This window comes from Actinomadura verrucosospora (assembly GCF_039540335.1).
In the GTDB taxonomy this organism is placed as follows: Bacteria; Actinomycetota; Actinomycetes; order Streptosporangiales; family Streptosporangiaceae; genus Spirillospora; species Spirillospora verrucosospora.
Map to the genome: position 1 here is coordinate 36,766 of NZ_BAABEV010000056.1, position 14,829 is coordinate 51,594.

Annotated in this window: 16 protein-coding genes; 5 read left to right on the top strand and 11 right to left on the bottom strand. The window is 74.0% G+C overall.

Translation table 11 applies throughout. The annotated features are described in order from the left end of the window. Positions 1–66 precede the first annotated feature (66 nt). Positions 67–381 (bottom strand): hypothetical protein, encoded by a 315-nt coding sequence (locus ABD944_RS37570; RefSeq protein ID WP_345185473.1) that lies wholly within the window; start codon positions 379–381, stop codon positions 67–69. Between the two features lie 104 nt (positions 382–485). On the opposite strand from ABD944_RS37570, the gene ABD944_RS37575 reads away from it, so the two are divergent. Continuing rightward, the gene (locus tag ABD944_RS37575; protein WP_345185478.1) at positions 486–677 is read left to right on the top strand and encodes a hypothetical protein; all 192 of its coding nucleotides are present in this window, start codon (positions 486–488) and stop codon (positions 675–677) included. A gap of 62 nt (positions 678–739) precedes the next feature. Here the strand turns inward: ABD944_RS37575 and ABD944_RS37580 are convergent, their stop codons facing one another. From ABD944_RS37580 to ABD944_RS37590, 3 genes are all read right to left on the bottom strand, one after another. Next, on the bottom strand, positions 740–1,540 hold the full coding sequence (locus ABD944_RS37580) for a hypothetical protein (RefSeq protein WP_345185481.1): 801 nt from the start codon (positions 1,538–1,540) through the stop codon (positions 740–742). Between the two features lie 9 nt (positions 1,541–1,549). Further along, positions 1,550–1,801: a hypothetical protein gene (locus ABD944_RS37585; RefSeq protein WP_345185484.1), complete on the bottom strand. Its 252-nt coding sequence runs from the start codon at positions 1,799–1,801 to the stop codon at positions 1,550–1,552. 583 nt (positions 1,802–2,384) lie between these two features. Continuing rightward, positions 2,385–3,977 (bottom strand): CocE/NonD family hydrolase, encoded by a 1,593-nt coding sequence (locus tag ABD944_RS37590; RefSeq protein WP_345185486.1) that lies wholly within the window; start codon positions 3,975–3,977, stop codon positions 2,385–2,387. A gap of 106 nt (positions 3,978–4,083) precedes the next feature. On the opposite strand from ABD944_RS37590, the gene ABD944_RS37595 reads away from it, so the two are divergent. Then, the gene (locus tag ABD944_RS37595; RefSeq protein ID WP_345185489.1) at positions 4,084–4,989 is read left to right on the top strand and encodes an arginase family protein; all 906 of its coding nucleotides are present in this window, start codon (positions 4,084–4,086) and stop codon (positions 4,987–4,989) included. A 21-nt stretch (positions 4,990–5,010) separates the two neighbouring features. Here ABD944_RS37595 and ABD944_RS37600 read toward each other — a convergent pair whose 3' ends face one another. The 5 genes from ABD944_RS37600 to ABD944_RS37620 all read right to left on the bottom strand — a co-directional run bounded on the left by ABD944_RS37600 (position 5,011) and on the right by ABD944_RS37620 (position 8,476). After that, the gene (locus tag ABD944_RS37600) at positions 5,011–6,126 is read right to left on the bottom strand and encodes a hypothetical protein (protein ID WP_345185491.1); all 1,116 of its coding nucleotides are present in this window, start codon (positions 6,124–6,126) and stop codon (positions 5,011–5,013) included. Between the two features lie 77 nt (positions 6,127–6,203). After that, positions 6,204–6,620, bottom strand: coding sequence for a DJ-1/PfpI family protein (locus tag ABD944_RS37605; RefSeq protein WP_345185494.1), 417 nt, complete (start codon positions 6,618–6,620; stop codon positions 6,204–6,206). Positions 6,621–6,791: 171 nt separating this feature from the next. Continuing rightward, positions 6,792–6,932, bottom strand: coding sequence for a hypothetical protein (locus ABD944_RS37610; protein WP_378189723.1), 141 nt, complete (start codon positions 6,930–6,932; stop codon positions 6,792–6,794). 29 nt (positions 6,933–6,961) lie between these two features. Further along, a complete protein-coding gene (locus ABD944_RS37615; RefSeq protein ID WP_345185496.1) occupies positions 6,962–7,084 on the bottom strand; it encodes a hypothetical protein in 123 nt (40 codons plus the stop codon). A 54-nt stretch (positions 7,085–7,138) separates the two neighbouring features. Further along, positions 7,139–8,476: an LCP family protein gene (locus ABD944_RS37620; protein WP_345185507.1), complete on the bottom strand. Its 1,338-nt coding sequence runs from the start codon at positions 8,474–8,476 to the stop codon at positions 7,139–7,141. 286 nt (positions 8,477–8,762) lie between these two features. On the opposite strand from ABD944_RS37620, the gene ABD944_RS37625 reads away from it, so the two are divergent. Continuing rightward, positions 8,763–8,918, top strand: coding sequence for a hypothetical protein (locus tag ABD944_RS37625; RefSeq protein WP_345185511.1), 156 nt, complete (start codon positions 8,763–8,765; stop codon positions 8,916–8,918). On the opposite strand, the gene ABD944_RS37630 is transcribed toward ABD944_RS37625, so the two are convergent. Then, positions 8,902–9,417, bottom strand: a complete 516-nt coding sequence (locus ABD944_RS37630; protein ID WP_345185513.1) for an ATP-binding protein — start codon at positions 9,415–9,417, stop codon at positions 8,902–8,904. The two genes, ABD944_RS37625 and ABD944_RS37630, sit on opposite strands and share 17 nt — an antisense overlap. Positions 9,418–9,597: 180 nt before the next feature. On the opposite strand from ABD944_RS37630, the gene ABD944_RS37635 reads away from it, so the two are divergent. Continuing rightward, positions 9,598–10,992 (top strand): sensor histidine kinase, encoded by a 1,395-nt coding sequence (locus ABD944_RS37635; protein WP_345185517.1) that lies wholly within the window; start codon positions 9,598–9,600, stop codon positions 10,990–10,992. Here the strand turns inward: ABD944_RS37635 and ABD944_RS37640 are convergent. Then, positions 10,967–11,839: an NAD(P)-dependent oxidoreductase gene (locus tag ABD944_RS37640; RefSeq protein WP_345185520.1), complete on the bottom strand. Its 873-nt coding sequence runs from the start codon at positions 11,837–11,839 to the stop codon at positions 10,967–10,969. The two genes, ABD944_RS37635 and ABD944_RS37640, sit on opposite strands and share 26 nt — an antisense overlap. A 91-nt stretch (positions 11,840–11,930) precedes the next feature. Here ABD944_RS37640 and ABD944_RS37645 point away from each other — a divergent pair. Further along, a partial coding sequence (locus ABD944_RS37645) for an AfsR/SARP family transcriptional regulator (RefSeq protein WP_345185522.1) occupies positions 11,931–14,829 on the top strand: 2,899 nt, incomplete at its 3' end.

Genomic DNA, 14,829 nt, shown 5'->3' on the forward strand with positions numbered 1-14,829 from the left:
AGTCACGGAAGTGACGCTCGGCCCCACGGCCCGTGCGTGCGCGGGCCCCCTTCCGGGCGTTCCGGCTCACTGCGAGGTTCGCGGGCGTCCCGGCGGCGACGTCAGGGGCGGGCGGCGCGGCCCGTCGAGATCCGGGGAGGCGGGCCGGGGCCCTCCGGCGGCCGGTCCGCGGCCGGCAGCGGCGCGGCGGGCGAACTCGGCGGCGGCCGTCCGGCTGGCGAACTCGCCGGCGAGGGCGCGGCCGAGGACGTCGTCGTCGGGGCGGTGCCTTTCCAGGTATTCGAGGGCCTCGGCGAGTTCCGCGGCGGTCAGCCCCCGAACCGGCTTCCCGGTCCAGCGCGGAGGGCCGGCGGACGGGGCGGCGCGGGGTTCGGTGGTCACGGCGGGGTCCTTTCAATTCCGGTGCCGGCAAAGCCTTTTCCGTGCCGGCGGCGGGGCGGCGCGGCGCAATGGGCCGCATTCGTGACACCGAATAGAATCGGCACGTGCATTGGTGGAACCAGCAGGCCTGCGAGGCGGCCGCGGAGGCCCAGGCCGCCGATCCCTCGCCGGGGAATCTCATGGCCGCCGCGCAGGTGCAGGCGCTCGTCTCCGTGGCGGAGGCGCTGCACCGCATCGCGGCGGCGCTGGAGGCGCGCGACGATTCCGAGGCGGCCCTTTCCGTCCGGCCGAGATAGCGGCGCGCCGGAGAAAATACCGGTGCGCCCGGCCAGGGGGCGCACCGGTACCTCACGGGGCGTCAGGCGTCGCTGAAGGATTTGCGTTCCGTCCTGCCGTTCGCGCTCGGCGCGAGGCGGGAGGTCTTGGCGACCGAGGGTCGCGGCGCGGTCTCGGCCAGGTAGTCGTGCTCGGGCGCCGGGGCGGCGGGGCGCTGGTCGGGTTCGGCCGCCGGGCGGGCCTCTGCGCGGGGCCGGTCCCGCAGCCGCCGGGCCGCCTGCCGGAGGGCGCGCTCGCCGACGAGCCGCGCCAGCTCCAGCCCCCAGCAGTCGAGCTTGTCGGCGTCGGTGAGGTCCTCGCGGCCGCTCAGCTCGGCCGCCAGGCCGCCGAGCCGTTGCGCCTCGGCGAGGTCGAACTCCCGCATGAGGTGGCAGCACAGCTCCGCGAGGGCCGCGTGGTCGCGTTCGAACGACAGCCCCGCCAGGTCGTCGTGCGACAGCCGGCTGAGCGCGCGTTTGCGTTCGAGCTCGCTGTCGGCGATCCGCAGGATGCCGTTGAGGAGGGCGACGGGGCCGGTGCCGGCGCCGCGGCCCTGCGCGGGGGCGAACGACATGCGCAGCACCGCCGCGGAGCCGAGTCCGGCGGCGATGACCCGGACGACCACGAGGCTCGCCGGGGGCGTGGTGGGAGGCAGCCCGAACGTCCAGCCGGAGGCGGTCACCGCGATCAGCGCGACGGTCGACGCGCTGGCGTTGACGAAGACGAACAGCAGCCCGCCCGGGGAGAGCAGGGCCGCGGCGGGCCGGTCGCGGTAGCGCGCGACGAGCTCGGCGAAGCCGATCGCGCCGCCGATGAGGGCGGCGAGGAGCATCTCGATGGTCATGATCTTCCTTTACGCGCTGCGGGCGGACAGCCGGCCGAACGGTGGCTCCTCGGTCCTGCCGCGCCGGGACGGCAGGGCGGCGGGGCGCCGCCGGGCCGCGAGCCCGGCGCGTTCGACCTCCAGGAAGACCAGCAGCCACTCGGCCGGGCCGGAGGCGTTCCCGGAGTGCGTGCGCAGGGCCTTCTCGCGGGCGCCGAGAAAGGCCAGCAGCCACTTGACGGGGCCCGACGCCCTGCCGGCGGCTCGAATTCTTGAATCCATGCGGGAGACCATTCCGCAGCCGTGCCCGGAAGTCGAACCCCTGGGAGTCAATTTTTCCGTCCGGCCCCGCAGAGGCACCGTTCTCCGTCAAATCGGAAACGTCCGCCCGACCCTACGATCTAAGCTCCCTTGAAGCGTTGAACGGGATGCTGGGACGGAAGTGAAGCTTCCTTTACCTGAATTGGCGACAAGACGCTGCGAGACCCGCGAGGGGAGATCCCCATTTATTCGGCGGCCGCCCGCCCCGCGCCGCCGGACCTCGCGGCTCCCGACACGCCGGGGGTGCGCCCGCCCGCTGCCGGTTCAGAGCCTGGAAACGGACGGAGGGGCCACTCCCCCCGAGTGACCCCTCTCCCCCCGTTCCGCCGTCGCGGTCCCGGCACGGACGCAGAACCGGCCGCTCCCCCCGAAGCGGCTCGCGCCGGCCGTTCGGCGGATGTGAAGAACGTAGCGAGAGGGTCGCCGGCACATCGGGGCTTTGCCCGGCCTTGTCGACGAGTGGGCCACCGTGTGCGATGAGCGGAACACGCTGAGCGTTCGGCGCGCTGGGCGGCGGTCAGGCGGTCCCGGCCCCTCGCCCGGCTCAGGGTCTCCAGAGAGGGAGGTGGACGGCGGAGGGGTGCGCGGCGTCGCGGAGGATCTCGAAGCGGGTGCGGCGGGACGCGACGGCCTGCCCGGCGGGCTCCCGAGTCCCGTGGTTGCGGGCGAATCGGGGGAACGCGCCGCCCGCGAGCATGACGCGCAGGCGGTGGCCGCGCCGGAAGCGGTACGCGGTCGGATGCATCTCGATCTCGGCGCGCACGGTCCCGGTGGACGTGATGCGCAGGATGCCGTCGGTGACGTTGCGGGAGACGCCGTCCCGGTCGACGTCGCAGAGCCGGACGAACAGGTCGCCTCGCCCGGTGCTGGTGCGCACGTGGATCGTCGCCGAGACGGGTCCGATCACGTCGAGGTCCTCCGGCAGCGGCGCGCCGGTGAGGACGACCGTGTCGTCGCGGCGTTCGAGCGGGGCGTTGTCGCGCTGCCGTCCCTTGCCCGGTGACAGGAGCGGGCCGCCGACGTTCGGGGTCGGGTCGAAGGGGTCGTAGGTGAACGTGGCAGGGGCCGCGTCAGGCTCGTCCCAAACGAGGCCGTGAGAGAGGTAGAGCGGCGTGGGCTTGGTTTCGGGCGGGGGCCATTGGTCGAAGTCCAGCCAGGTGTTGGCCTGTTGCAGGTGCAGCCTTACCGGCGCCCTGCGGAGTTGGGCCTTGTCACCGTTCAGGTGGGCGTTCAGCCAGGAGACCTGGTCGTGGAGCGTCGCGCGAAGGGCTTTGGCATCGTGCCCCCAGGGCCCGATGGTGATGCGGACCTGCCGTCCCTTCGCGTGCAGGGCGGCGAAGTCCCTGAGCTGGCCGCGCAGGAAGAGGTCCCACCAGCCCGTGACCATCGTGGTGGGCGTGGTGGTCGCGGGAACGGCGGCGCTGTGGTCGGTGGCCTTCCAGAAGTCGTCGCCCGCCTCGGCATGGGCCGCGACCTCGCGCAGGAACGATTCGGGACGGCCGATGGCCGCCAGGTCGGCCTCCCCTACCGGCAGGTGCCGCATCGCGTGCTTCACGCGCCTGTTGTGGAAGGGCCGCCTTCTCTCCTCCTGCGTCCCCATCAACGATGACCAGACGAGCGTGTTGTGCAGGGCGAGCGCACCACCGGGGTAGAACGAACTGGCGAACTCGGACGCGGTGATGCCCGCCCCCATCGCGGTGAGCGGCGGGTCCGCGTAGGGCGCGACGGCCCACTCGGTGAACCCGAGGTAGCTGGCGCCGACCATCGCCACCCTGCCGTCGCACCAGGGCTGCGCGCGGAGCCACGTGAGCGTCGCCAGGCCGTCGTCCCTCTCGTTGTGGAAGGCTTGGAACTCGCCGCCGGAGCCGAAGACGCCGCGCACGTCCTGCACGACGACCTGGAACCCGCGCCGGACCAGGACCCCGGTGAACAGCCGGACCACGGCCTGCCGCTTGCCGTACGGGGTGCGCATCAGCACGACGGGCAGCGGTCCCGCGCCGCGCGGCCGGTGCAGGTCGGCGACGAGCACGACGCCGTCCGGCATGGGCACCCGCAGGTTCCGCGCCGACTCGACGCGGGGGGACGGCGACTCCGGGAGACCGAGGAGGCGGTCGACGAGTCGTCCCGATGCGGTCATCGAACACCTTCCCGTTGTTCCGGCCGTTCACCGATGTTCCGGCTTTTCCCGATGTTCCGGCTGCCCGGCGATGTGCCGGGGTGTCCCGGTGTTCTAGATTGCAAGAATGATCGCAGTGCTCGACGCACCGTCCAACCTGGGGCTCCGTCCGCCGCGCGAGGGGCACGAGCCCGGCGTGCGGCGGCTGGCCCGCGCGCTGCGCGGCCACGGCGTCGTCGGCCGCCTGCGGGCCGAGGACGCGGGCCGGGTGGACCCGCCGCCCTACGTGTTCGGCCCGGACCACGAGACCGGCTACCTGAACGGACCCGGCCTCGTCGACTACACCGAGCGGCTCGCGGTCTGCGTCGGCGAGGTGCTGGACCGCGGCGACTTCCCGGTCGTGCTCGGCGGCGACTGCGGCATCCTGCTCGGCCCGATGCTCGCGCTGCGCCGCCGCGGCGTGTACGGGCTGGCGCACCTGGACGGGCACGACGACTACTCGCCGCGGCGCGACCCCGCGGCCGCCGCGGGCCGGCTGGTCGCCGGCGGGACGGCGCTCGGCCTCGTCACCGGGCACGGCCCCGCCGCTCTCACCGACGCCGGGGGGCTGCGCCCCTACGTGGAGGAGGAGCACGTCGCGCACATCGGCGTCCAGCGGGAACCGGAGGACTTCGAGCTGTTCGACCTGGACGCCTTCGAGGCCTCGCGCGTGCGGCGCTTCCCGATCGAGTACATCCGCGAGCACGGCGCGGACGCGGCCGCCGAGGGGGCCCGGGCGCATCTGGAGGCCGCCCCGATCGAGGGGTACTGGATCCACCTGGACGCCGACATCCTCGACAAGAGCGTCATGCCGGCCGTCGACTCCCCCAACCCGGACGGCCTGTCGTTCGAGGAGCTGACGTCCGTCCTGCGGACGCTGGCGGCGAGCCCGCGCGCGGTCGGCCTGCACGTGGCCATCTACGACCCGGAACGGGACCCGGACGGCATGGCCGGCGCGGCCCTCACCGACACGCTCGTCGCCGCGCTCTCCTAGGCCGGGTCGCCGCCGCCGGGCTCAGGGGGCCGTCAGGCGTTCGTATTCGTAGAGGACGCTGGCGAACTCGCCTGTCGGCAGCTCGCAGGTGTGTCCTGGCAGCCAGAGATGCTCCAGGCGGACGGTCTGGACGTCCATGCGGATGTGGCAGGCGTTCCCCGTGTGCTCCCAGCCGGGACGTGCCGCGCGGACGACCTCCAGATGGTGGCGGTGGCTCTGCACGTCGTGGAGCAGGAACGCCGTGAGGACGTGCCGTGGTCCGTGCACCGAGGGCGTGAACGCGCTCGCACTGGACGCTGCGGCCGCCAGGTCGACACCGGAATCGGCGAGTTCGGGGAAGAACACCCGGACGCGCCGGACGACGCCGCCGATCTCGATGGGCTGGCAGGGCAGCCGCAGGACGGCATCCGGATCGACATAGCCGTGCACCGGCACCCCCGCCACCGTGCCCGCCCACGCCCCGGGGATCCCGTCGAGGAAGCGGGCCCGGGTCAGGGCGTTTCCCAGTTCGCCCATGACGCGTTCCGCCTCGACGCCCTTCGGCATGAAGGTCTTGGTGCCGCCGCGGAGGCGCTTGCCCGCCTCGTCCAGGACGGCGAGGTCGGCCCAGCAGGCGCCGGAGCCGGTCTCCATGACGCCGTGCGGGAGGCAGGCGTCGGGGTGCGGGGTCAGCCCGGCCAGATCCTCCAGCACGGCGCGCGGGGTCTGGACGAGGCCCCATCCCTGCGTCCGCCGGGACACCGACCCGAGGGCGAGGGACGCCGCCATCGGCTCGCCGTTGCCCTGCCCGCCGAGTTCGCGCTCCAGGCTGCGGCGGCTCTTGAGGGCGCCGACCTGGTGGAGGTACTCGTCCAGGCACCGTCGCAGGACGGCCGGGTCGAGGTCGCAGGACGCCCATCCGGCGACGTCGCGCACGTGCACGGTCGTGCCGTCGAAGTCGAGGCGGTGGTAGCGGTACTGCTCCTGCCAGGGACGGACCGCGCCGTCGCTCAGCCGTCCCTGGGCGCGCGCTATCGCGGAGACGTCCTCGCCCAGGTCGTTGATGAGAAAGTCGCGCAGCGGGGCGTGCAGGGGGTCGGTTTCTACCGCCACCCGCACCCCATCGCTGCGGAACCGCACCGGAAGCGACATCGCCATTCGGGTGATTATGCCGATAAGCGAAGATCATCACCGGTATGGCCGAATGTTCGTTCCGATCGGGTCGTCCCGGCCCTCTACTCGTCCGCCAGGTACGGGGGCGCGGGCTCGTACTGGATGTAGCGGCGAACCTCGCGCGCGTGGTCGCGGCCGTGGATGCGTCCGACCAGCCAGAGGGCCATGTCGATCCCGGCCGAGACGCCTTGGCTCGTGACGAGGTCGCCGTCGACGACGTAGCGCGCGTCCCGGACGACGGTCACGTTCCCGCGGGCCTCCAGAGCGTCCTCGGAAGCCCAGTGAGTCGAGACCCTGCGTCCCTTGGCCGGACCTGCGGCGTGCAGCAGGAAAGACCCGGTGCATACGCTCGTCACCCAATCGGCCTGTTCGGCGACCTTCGCTATCCAGCCGGTGACGGACGGGTTGTTCACCTGCGTCTCCCTGGCGCCGCGCCCGCCGGGAACCAGGAGGACGTCCAGCGCGGGGTGGTCGTCCAAGGTGTGGTCTGGCCCTCATGCCCTTGTTGCAGCGGACGGGCTCCGTCCGTTCGGCGACCAGCACCGCCTTGTCGCCCTGGTCGCGCACCATGGCCGATGCCGTGAACACCTCCCACGGGCCCACGAAGTCCAGTTCCTCGGCGTCCTCGAACACCAGCAGCCCATACGTGGTCATGCGTACTCCCTCGTTCCTCTGAACCGAACCCGGTAGTCCGACGGCGCGACGCCGACATGCCGGTGGAACGCCCGGCGCAGCGTCTCGACCGGCTCGTCCCCCTCCGCCAGCGCCCGCCGGGCCGCCTCGATCCGCACGCGCTCCACATACGCGGCGGGCGGGACGCTCAGCTCGGCGGTGAACCGGCGTTGCAGGTGCCGCGTGCTGAGACCGGAACGTTCGGCCAGGCCGGCGATGGTGTCAGGTCCAGGATCTGGAAGCCGTCATAGATCACGAAGGCGACGCGCATGGCTCCAGGCTGGCACCGGGGTCCCCGTGGCGTCCACGACGGGCACCCCACACATCACGCCACCCGCTCGCACCCTTCGTCGCTCGCCCGGCTCTCGCCGCGCTGGACCGGGACGCCGCCGGAAGTCCGGACGCGGGTGAACCCCGTCCCGATGACGAGGTCGACGACGCCGGGGGGCGTCCCGGCGCGCGGCGCGACCCGGGCGCCGGGCAGGAGGGCCGCGAGCGCCCTCGCCTGCGCCTCCGCGCCCGTCCCGTAGCGGACGCCGGTGGCCCGCGGACGGGAAGGGAGGTCACCGACCCCGGCGACCTGCCAGCCGGCGTCCCCGAGCTGCGCCGCCACCTGCGCGGCGCGGCCCTCGACCCCGGACGCGTTGAACACCCGCACCTTCCCGGGCCGGACGGCCGGGGCCTTCGCCGGAGCCGGCGCCACCACGTCCTTGCGGAGCGCGTCGAAGAACTCGTCCGCGGCGGGCCGGGTGAGCGCCACGCGGTTGTGATCCAGCGGGTACGGCGCGGACGGCACGGTGACGAAGCGCAGCTTCCCCGCGTCGAGGTCGCGCATGCCCTGGGCGATCTTCAGCATCTCCGCGACGGACAGCCCCCTGTCGGTCGTCAGGGACTCGGCCGTCGCCCTGAGCAGTGCGTTCAGGCGGCCCGGATCGGTGAGGACGCCCGCGCTCATCGCCTCCCTGGCGAGCGCGCCGAAGAAGTGCTGCTGCCGCCGGATGCGCTCGGTGTCGCTGCCGTCTCCGAAGCCCTTGCGGCTGCGGACGTAGGCCAGGGCGTCCTCGCCCTTCAGCCGGTGACTGCCCTTGGCGAGGGTGAGCCCGGAGTCCTTGTCGTGGACGTCGGCCGTCACGCACACGGGCACCCCGCCGACCGCCGTCGCGATCCGCTTGAAGCCCGTGAAGTCCACCTGGACGAAATGGTCGATGCGGATCTTCGTGAGCCGCTCGACGGTGTGGACCGTGCAGGTGGGGCCCGCGCGGCCGATCGCCTCGTTCAGCAGGGCGACCGCGCTGCCCGGCGCCTTCGTCCCGTCCCGGCGGGTGCACGCCGGGATGGACACCATCAGGTCGCGGGGGAAACTGACGGCGATCGCCTGGCCGCCGCCCGGCGACAGGTGCAGCAGCACCATCGTGTCGGACGCGGGCGGCTTGCCCCGCAGGCCCCGCCCGTACTGGGCGTTGGCGCCCTCGCGCGTGTCCGACCCCAGCACGAAGATGTTGATCGCGCCGTTGAGCTTCCTGGGCCGGTCTCCCCCGATCAACCGGTCCGCGTCCTCATGCTGGACGGCGTTCTGCAGCCGCCAGTAGTACCCGTACGCGGACAGGCCGCCCGTCACCATCACCGCGGCCGCAGCGACGGCGATCCAAGCAAGCAGCTTCATGAAGCCCTCCCGCCATGTATCGCCGCTCCCCCGCCTTCGAGTTCACGCCCGCGGGAATTAATGGTTGACACACCGCTCGGGGTTATGGCTGAATGTTCCCCATGAAGCTTTGATACTTCTCCGGTTGAGCCGCCCCCGGCGTTGCCGTGGGCCCGCTCCCGTCTCTCTCCATCGCGCCCCTCTTCCGCATGGCACGCGTGTGTCCTGCGGCGACGCGGCGCGCCCTGCCACACCTTCTCGCGGCCTTTCACGGCCGAATTCAGACGTGCCCGGAGGTGATTCCTTCATGCGTGCCATGAACCAGGAAATGAACAGCGGCCCCTTCGCCAAATCCCGAAAGAAGGGCAGGCGGAAGAACTCCGACTTCAGGTCGGCGAATTTCGCGAACAACCGCCGCAACGCCCGGCAGATGCCGACCCGGCAGCTCAACCGGGGCCGCTGACCGGCGTCCCCCGGCCCCGGCCCCGCTGCACCGCGGCGGCCGGGGCCTGCGGCGCCCCCGGGGCGGGCAGGGCCTCCCCGGCCGGGAACTCCGCCCACACCACCGTCCGGACGCCGTCCGCGCGGAATCCCCACCGCGACGCGAGCGCCTCGACGATCCGCATCCCGCGTCCCGACTCGGCGCCCTCCCCCGCCTGCTCGTCGTCGGCGTCCCCTCCTTTCACGTGGGGGCGCCCGCCGGCCGCGCCCTGGTCGGCGACCTCCAGCCTGTACGCGCCGTGCCCGGCCAGGACGGCGACCCTCACCAGCCCGCCCTCCAGCCCGGACGCCGTGTGCGCGATCGCGTTCGCGACCGTCTCGCTCACCACCAGCACCATGTCGTCCAGGGCGGGATGACCGGCCGCCGCGTTCCGGACGAAGCCCCGCGCGCACCCGACCGACCGCCGCACGCCCGGCAACGTGATCTCGCCGATCACCACACGGTCCCGCGTCCCGACCACAGCACCGCCTCCCCGTCCCGGCCGCCCTCACGTCCGGAAAGCTGCCCGTCACCCTCGAAGTACGGATCGCGGCCCTTGTCCTGTTCACGGCGCCTCTACCGGTGCCGCACGCGGTGCGAGCATCTCACGTCGCGTCACTTAGAGTGACGGTGTGGACGGTTCCGGGAATCCACTGTGACGATGGGGAAGCGGCGTCAAGCCCGACTCTGGGGCACGCCGCTGCTCTTCTCGGTGCGGGGACGCGCGACGCTCATCACCGTCGCGGTGTCCGCGCTGATCCTGGTGCTGGCGCTGGTCCTGATGCTGCTGCTGGCGCGGGACTGGGCGGAGAACAGGGTCGGCCGCCAGACGGAGCGGACCGCCGAACGGATCGCGTTCGACCTCTCCAGGGGCCGGAACCCCGGCGTCATCGACGTCCGCCCGAACGAGGCGCAGTTGGTGCAGGTGGTCACCCCGGGGGGAAGGGTCGTGGCCGCCAGCGACGCGATCCGCGGACGTCGCGCGCTCGCGACCGCCGACCTGGCGAGGGGCGAACTGCTGATCGACCAGCGGGTCTGCCCCCGTTTCCCCAGGGGGTGCGTGTGGGCGTTCGGCCTCCGCATCCGCACGTCCCCGTGGGGCCCGGACGTCATGGTCATCGCCGCGGCGCCGCTGCCCGGCCTGCTGAACGTGTGGCTGCTGCCCGTCGCCCTCTTCGGCCTGCTGGTCGCCCTGCTCAGCCTGATCGCGTGGTGGACGTGGCACACGATCGGGCAGGCGTTCGTCCCGGTCGACATCATCCGCTCCGAGATGGCCGACCTGGACGCCCGGGGCCTGGACCACCGGGTGCCCGTCCCGCAGGCCGCCGGGGGGATCCAGAGCCTCGCCGAGACGGTCAACGCCACCCTGGACCGGCTGGAGGAGGCGGTGAACCGGGAGCGCCGCTTCGTCTCCGACGCCTCCCACGACCTGCGCAACCCGATCGCGGGCCTCCAGACGCGGCTGGAGGTCGCCCTCGGCGAGCCGGACGACGCCGACTGGAAGCCGGCGGTCCGCGCCGCGCTCCGCGACACGCGGCGCCTGAACGACATCGTCGCCGACCTGCTGGAGCTGTCCCGGCTCGACGCCCGCACGCCGAAGCCCGTGGAGCCGGTCGACCTCGCCGGCCTCGTCCGCCGGGAGGTCGGCCTGCGGGCCGGCGACGTGCCGATCAGGACGCGGCTGGAGCCCGGCGTGGTCGTGCGCGCCAACCCGGTGCGGCTGAGCCGGGTGCTCGGCAACCTGCTGGGCAACGCCGAGCGGCACGCCGAGTCGCGCATCGAGGTGACCGTGGCGCGCGAGGGCGGCGACGCGGTCGTGGAGGTCCTCGACGACGGCTCCGGGATTCCCGAGGAGGCCCGCGAACGCGTCTTCGAGCGCTTCGCCCGCCTCAGCGAGTCGCGCGCCCGGGACCCCCAGGGCACCGGTCTCGGGCTGCCCATCGCCCGCGAGATCGCCGAGATCTACGGCGGTTCCCTGCGCATCGCCGACTCCCGCAGGGGCGCCCGGTTCGTCCTGCGCCTCCCGCTGGTCACGGGCAGCGAACCGCCTCGATGACGCTGGACAGCCCGTCCTCGCCGTGACCGGCGTCGACGGCACGCCAGAACAGGTTCCGCAGGGCGGTCGGGCCCGCGACGTCGATCCCGGCTTCGCGGGCGGCCTCCACGACGTGGTCGGCGCCGACGGCCTGCATCCGCAGGGTGTTGTCCTCGCCCGGGTAGACGCCGGCCTCGATCTCTCCCGTGAGGTGCTTCACGAAGCCCATCGGCCCGTCGCCGGCCAGGTCGAGCAGCAGGGACGTGGCGAACGGGCGGAACTCCCGGGCGGAGGCTCCCGCGGAGCCCAGCAAGGCCACGGCGTGCATGTAGGCGGTCAGGGTGGACCAGAAGAGGTAGAGCTGCGACTGGTAGTAGAGCATCGACAAGCCCGGGTCCTCACCGACGAAGGTGACGTCCCCCAGCTCGCCCAGGGCCTCGCGGTGGCGGTCCAGTACCTGCTCCGGACCGCTGTAGAAGACGTACGCCCCCGGCTGGCCGATCCCTGGCGGAGGCACCATGATGCCGCCGGTGACCAGGACGCCGCCCCGCTCGGACGCCCATTCGCTCGCACGGCGCAGTTCGCCGGGGCTGCCGGAGCTGAGGTTGACGATGACGCGTCCCTGGAGGTCCGCGCCGTTGAGCGAGTCGTACATCGCCTTGTAGTCGGTCTGGCTCACGACGACCAGCTCGGCGTCCGCGAGGGCGTCGGCGGCGGTGGGGGCGAGGGTCGCGCCGTCCTTCACCAAAGGGGCCGCCTTGGACGCCGTCCGGTTCCAGACCGTGGTCGGGCGGCCCTTCGCAAGGAACGTCTTGGCCATCGTCGCGCCCATGGGTCCGAGACCGATGACGGTCACTGGAGACTTCACGTGTCCTCCTGGGTGTGTGTTTCCTCCACCCTCGCCTTGGGCGCTACGGACGTGCTGCGGGTCTGTCCGTAGCGGCGACTACCCTGACGTCGTGCGTTTCGGGGTGCTGGGGCCGCTCGCGGTGTGGACGGACGGCGAGGCGCCCGTGCGCGTGCCCGAGGCGAAGGTCCGGACGCTGCTCGCCGTCCTGCTCACCCGGCCCGGAGAGCCCGTGTCCGTCGACCGGCTGATCGACGCGCTGTGGGGCGACCGGCCGCCCCGCAACCCGCTCGGAACGCTCCAGGCCCGGGTCTCGCAGCTCCGGAAGGCGCTGGAGGTGGGCGAGCCGGGCGGCCGGAGCCTCGTCGCCGCCCGCCCGCCCGGTTACGTGCTCGACGCCGCCCCGGAGGCGGTCGACGCCGCGCGGTTCGCGGCGGCGCTCGGCCGCGAGGCCGCCGACCCCCTCGCCCGCAGGCGGCTGCTCGGCGACGCGCTGGCGCTCTGGCGCGGCCCCGCGTTCGCCGACTTCGCCGACGCCGAGTTCGCCCGCGCCGCGATCATCGAGCTGGAGGAGGGGCGGCTCGTCGCGCTGGAGCGGCACGCGCGCGCCCGGCTGGACCTCGGCGAGCACGCGGCGGTGGCGGCCGAGCTGGCCGCGCCGGCGGCCCGCCATCCGCTCCGCGAGCCGCTCCACGCCCTCCACCTGCGCGCCCTCCACCTGGCCGGCCGGCAGGACGAGGCGTTCGCGGGCTACCACGCGCTGCGCGAGCGGCTCGCCGAGGAGCTCGGCGCCGACCCGGGCCCCGAGCTCGCGGAGCTCCACCGGTCGATGCTCGCGGAGGGCCCCGCCCCGCCGCCGCGGGCGGCTCCCCGGCTGCCCGCCGCGCTCGACGAGCTGATCGGCCGCGAGGACGCGGTCGAGCGGGGCCGGGCCCTGCTGGCCGGGCACCGGCTGGTGACGCTCACCGGGCCGGGCGGCGTCGGCAAGACCCGGCTGGCCGTGGAGATCGCGTCCCGGTCGATCGCCGACCACCCCGACGGGGTGTGGATGGTCGAGCTGACCGGGCCCGACGACGTGGCCGGGCAGGTCGCCCGCACGCTGGGGCTGCGCGAGGAGTCCGGCGGGGCCCCGTTCGCGGAGGCGCTGCGGGGGCGGCGGGCGCTGCTCGTCCTCGACAACTGCGAGCACGTGCTCGAACCCGTCGCCGAGCTGGCCGGGCGGCTGCTCGCCGACGCGCCGGGGCTGCGCGTCCTCGCGACGTCGCGGGAGCCCCTGGGGATCGCCGGTGAACGGCTGGAGGCCGTCCCGCCGCTCGACCTGCCCGGTCACGAGACCGCGCCGGACGCACTGCGGGAGTCGAGCGCGGTCCGGCTGTTCGTCGCGCGGGCCGCCGCGGCCTCCCCCGGCTTCGCTCTCGACGACGGCACGGCACCGTGGGTCGCGGCGATCTGCCGGCGCCTGGACGGGGTGCCGCTCGCGCTGGAGCTGGCGGCGACCCGCGTCCGCGCGCTCGGAGCGCGGGAGCTGGCGGCGCGGCTGGACGACCGCTTCCGCGTGCTGGCGGGCGGCCGGCGCGGCGGCCCGACCCGGCAGCGGACGCTCCGCGCGGTGATCGACTGGAGCTGGGAGCTGCTCACCGGGCCCGAGCGGGTCGCGCTGCGGCGCCTCGCCGTCCACGCGGGCGGCTGCACGCTGGACGCGGCGGAGGCGGTCGGCGACACCGGCGTCGACGTGCTCGCCCGGCTGGTCGACCGCTCCCTCGTCGTCCGGACGGAGGAGGGCCGGTACCGGCTGCTGGAGTCGGTCGCCGCCTACGCGCTGGAACGCCTGCGGGAGGCGGGCGAGGAGGACGAGCTCCGCCGCCGCCACGTCCTCCACTACACCGGCCTGGCCGAACAGGCCGCGCAGCGGCTGCGCGGGCCCGAGCAGGGGTGCTGGCTGAAGCTGCTCGACGAGGAGGCCGCGAACCTGCGCGCCGCGCTGGGCGACGGGACGGGATTCCGGCTCGTGAACGCGCTCGCCTGGTACTGGTACCTGCGGGGCCGCTTCGGGGAGGCCCGCCGCGCGTTCGCCGGGGCCCTGTCCGCCGACGGGCAGGCGTCACCGGCCAGAACCGAGGCCGCGACGTGGCTGACCGCCTTCACCATGCTGGTCGGCGAAGGCGCCGATTCGGAAGAGCTTCGACAGGCCGCGCTGGCCGAACACGACGACCCGTTCGCCAAGGCCAGGGCCGAGTGGCTTCTGAGCCACGTCCATTGGGCGTACGGAGATCTGACCGAGAACGAGCGACGCGTCGACCGCGCTCTGGCGGTGTTCCGGGAGCGGGACGACCGCTGGTTCACGGCCGCCGCGCTCGCGACACGGGCCAAGCTGGCCGTCGGGCATGGCGATCTGGGCTCCATGGAGAGGGACGCCGTGCGGAGCGCCGCGCTGTTCGCCGAGATCGGCGACCCGTGGGGGCGGCTGGAGGCGTCCGACGCGCTCGTCCGGCGCGCCGAGATCACCGGTGACTACGCCGAGGCCGCCCGGCTGCTCCGCGACGGGCTCCGGCTGGCCGAGGAGTCGCGGATGTGGCCGGAGGCCTCGTTCCGGCTGGCCGGCCTCGGCCGCGTCGCGCTCCTCACCGGCGCCCTCGACGAGGCCCGCGACCTGCACGAGCGCGCCCTGGACCTGGCGCGGCGGCACATGGCGCGGTCGGCCGAGGAGTTCGCCGAGGTCGGGCTCGGGCTGGTCGCGCGGGCCCGCGGCGACCTCGACGCCGCCGAGAGGCACCTGCGCGCCCGGCTCGACTGGCTGCGCGGCATCGGCGGGACGGCGGGCCTGGCGTTCGCGCACGCCCAGCTCGGCTTCGTCGCCGAGGAGCGCGGCGACGCCGACCGGGCGCTGGCCCTGCACACCGAGGGGCTCGCCGGCGCCCCCGCCGTCGGCGACCCGCGCGCGATCGCGCTCGCGCTGGAGGGGCTGGCCGGTGCCCGGTCCCTGGCGGGCGACCACGCGGCCGCGGCCGGGC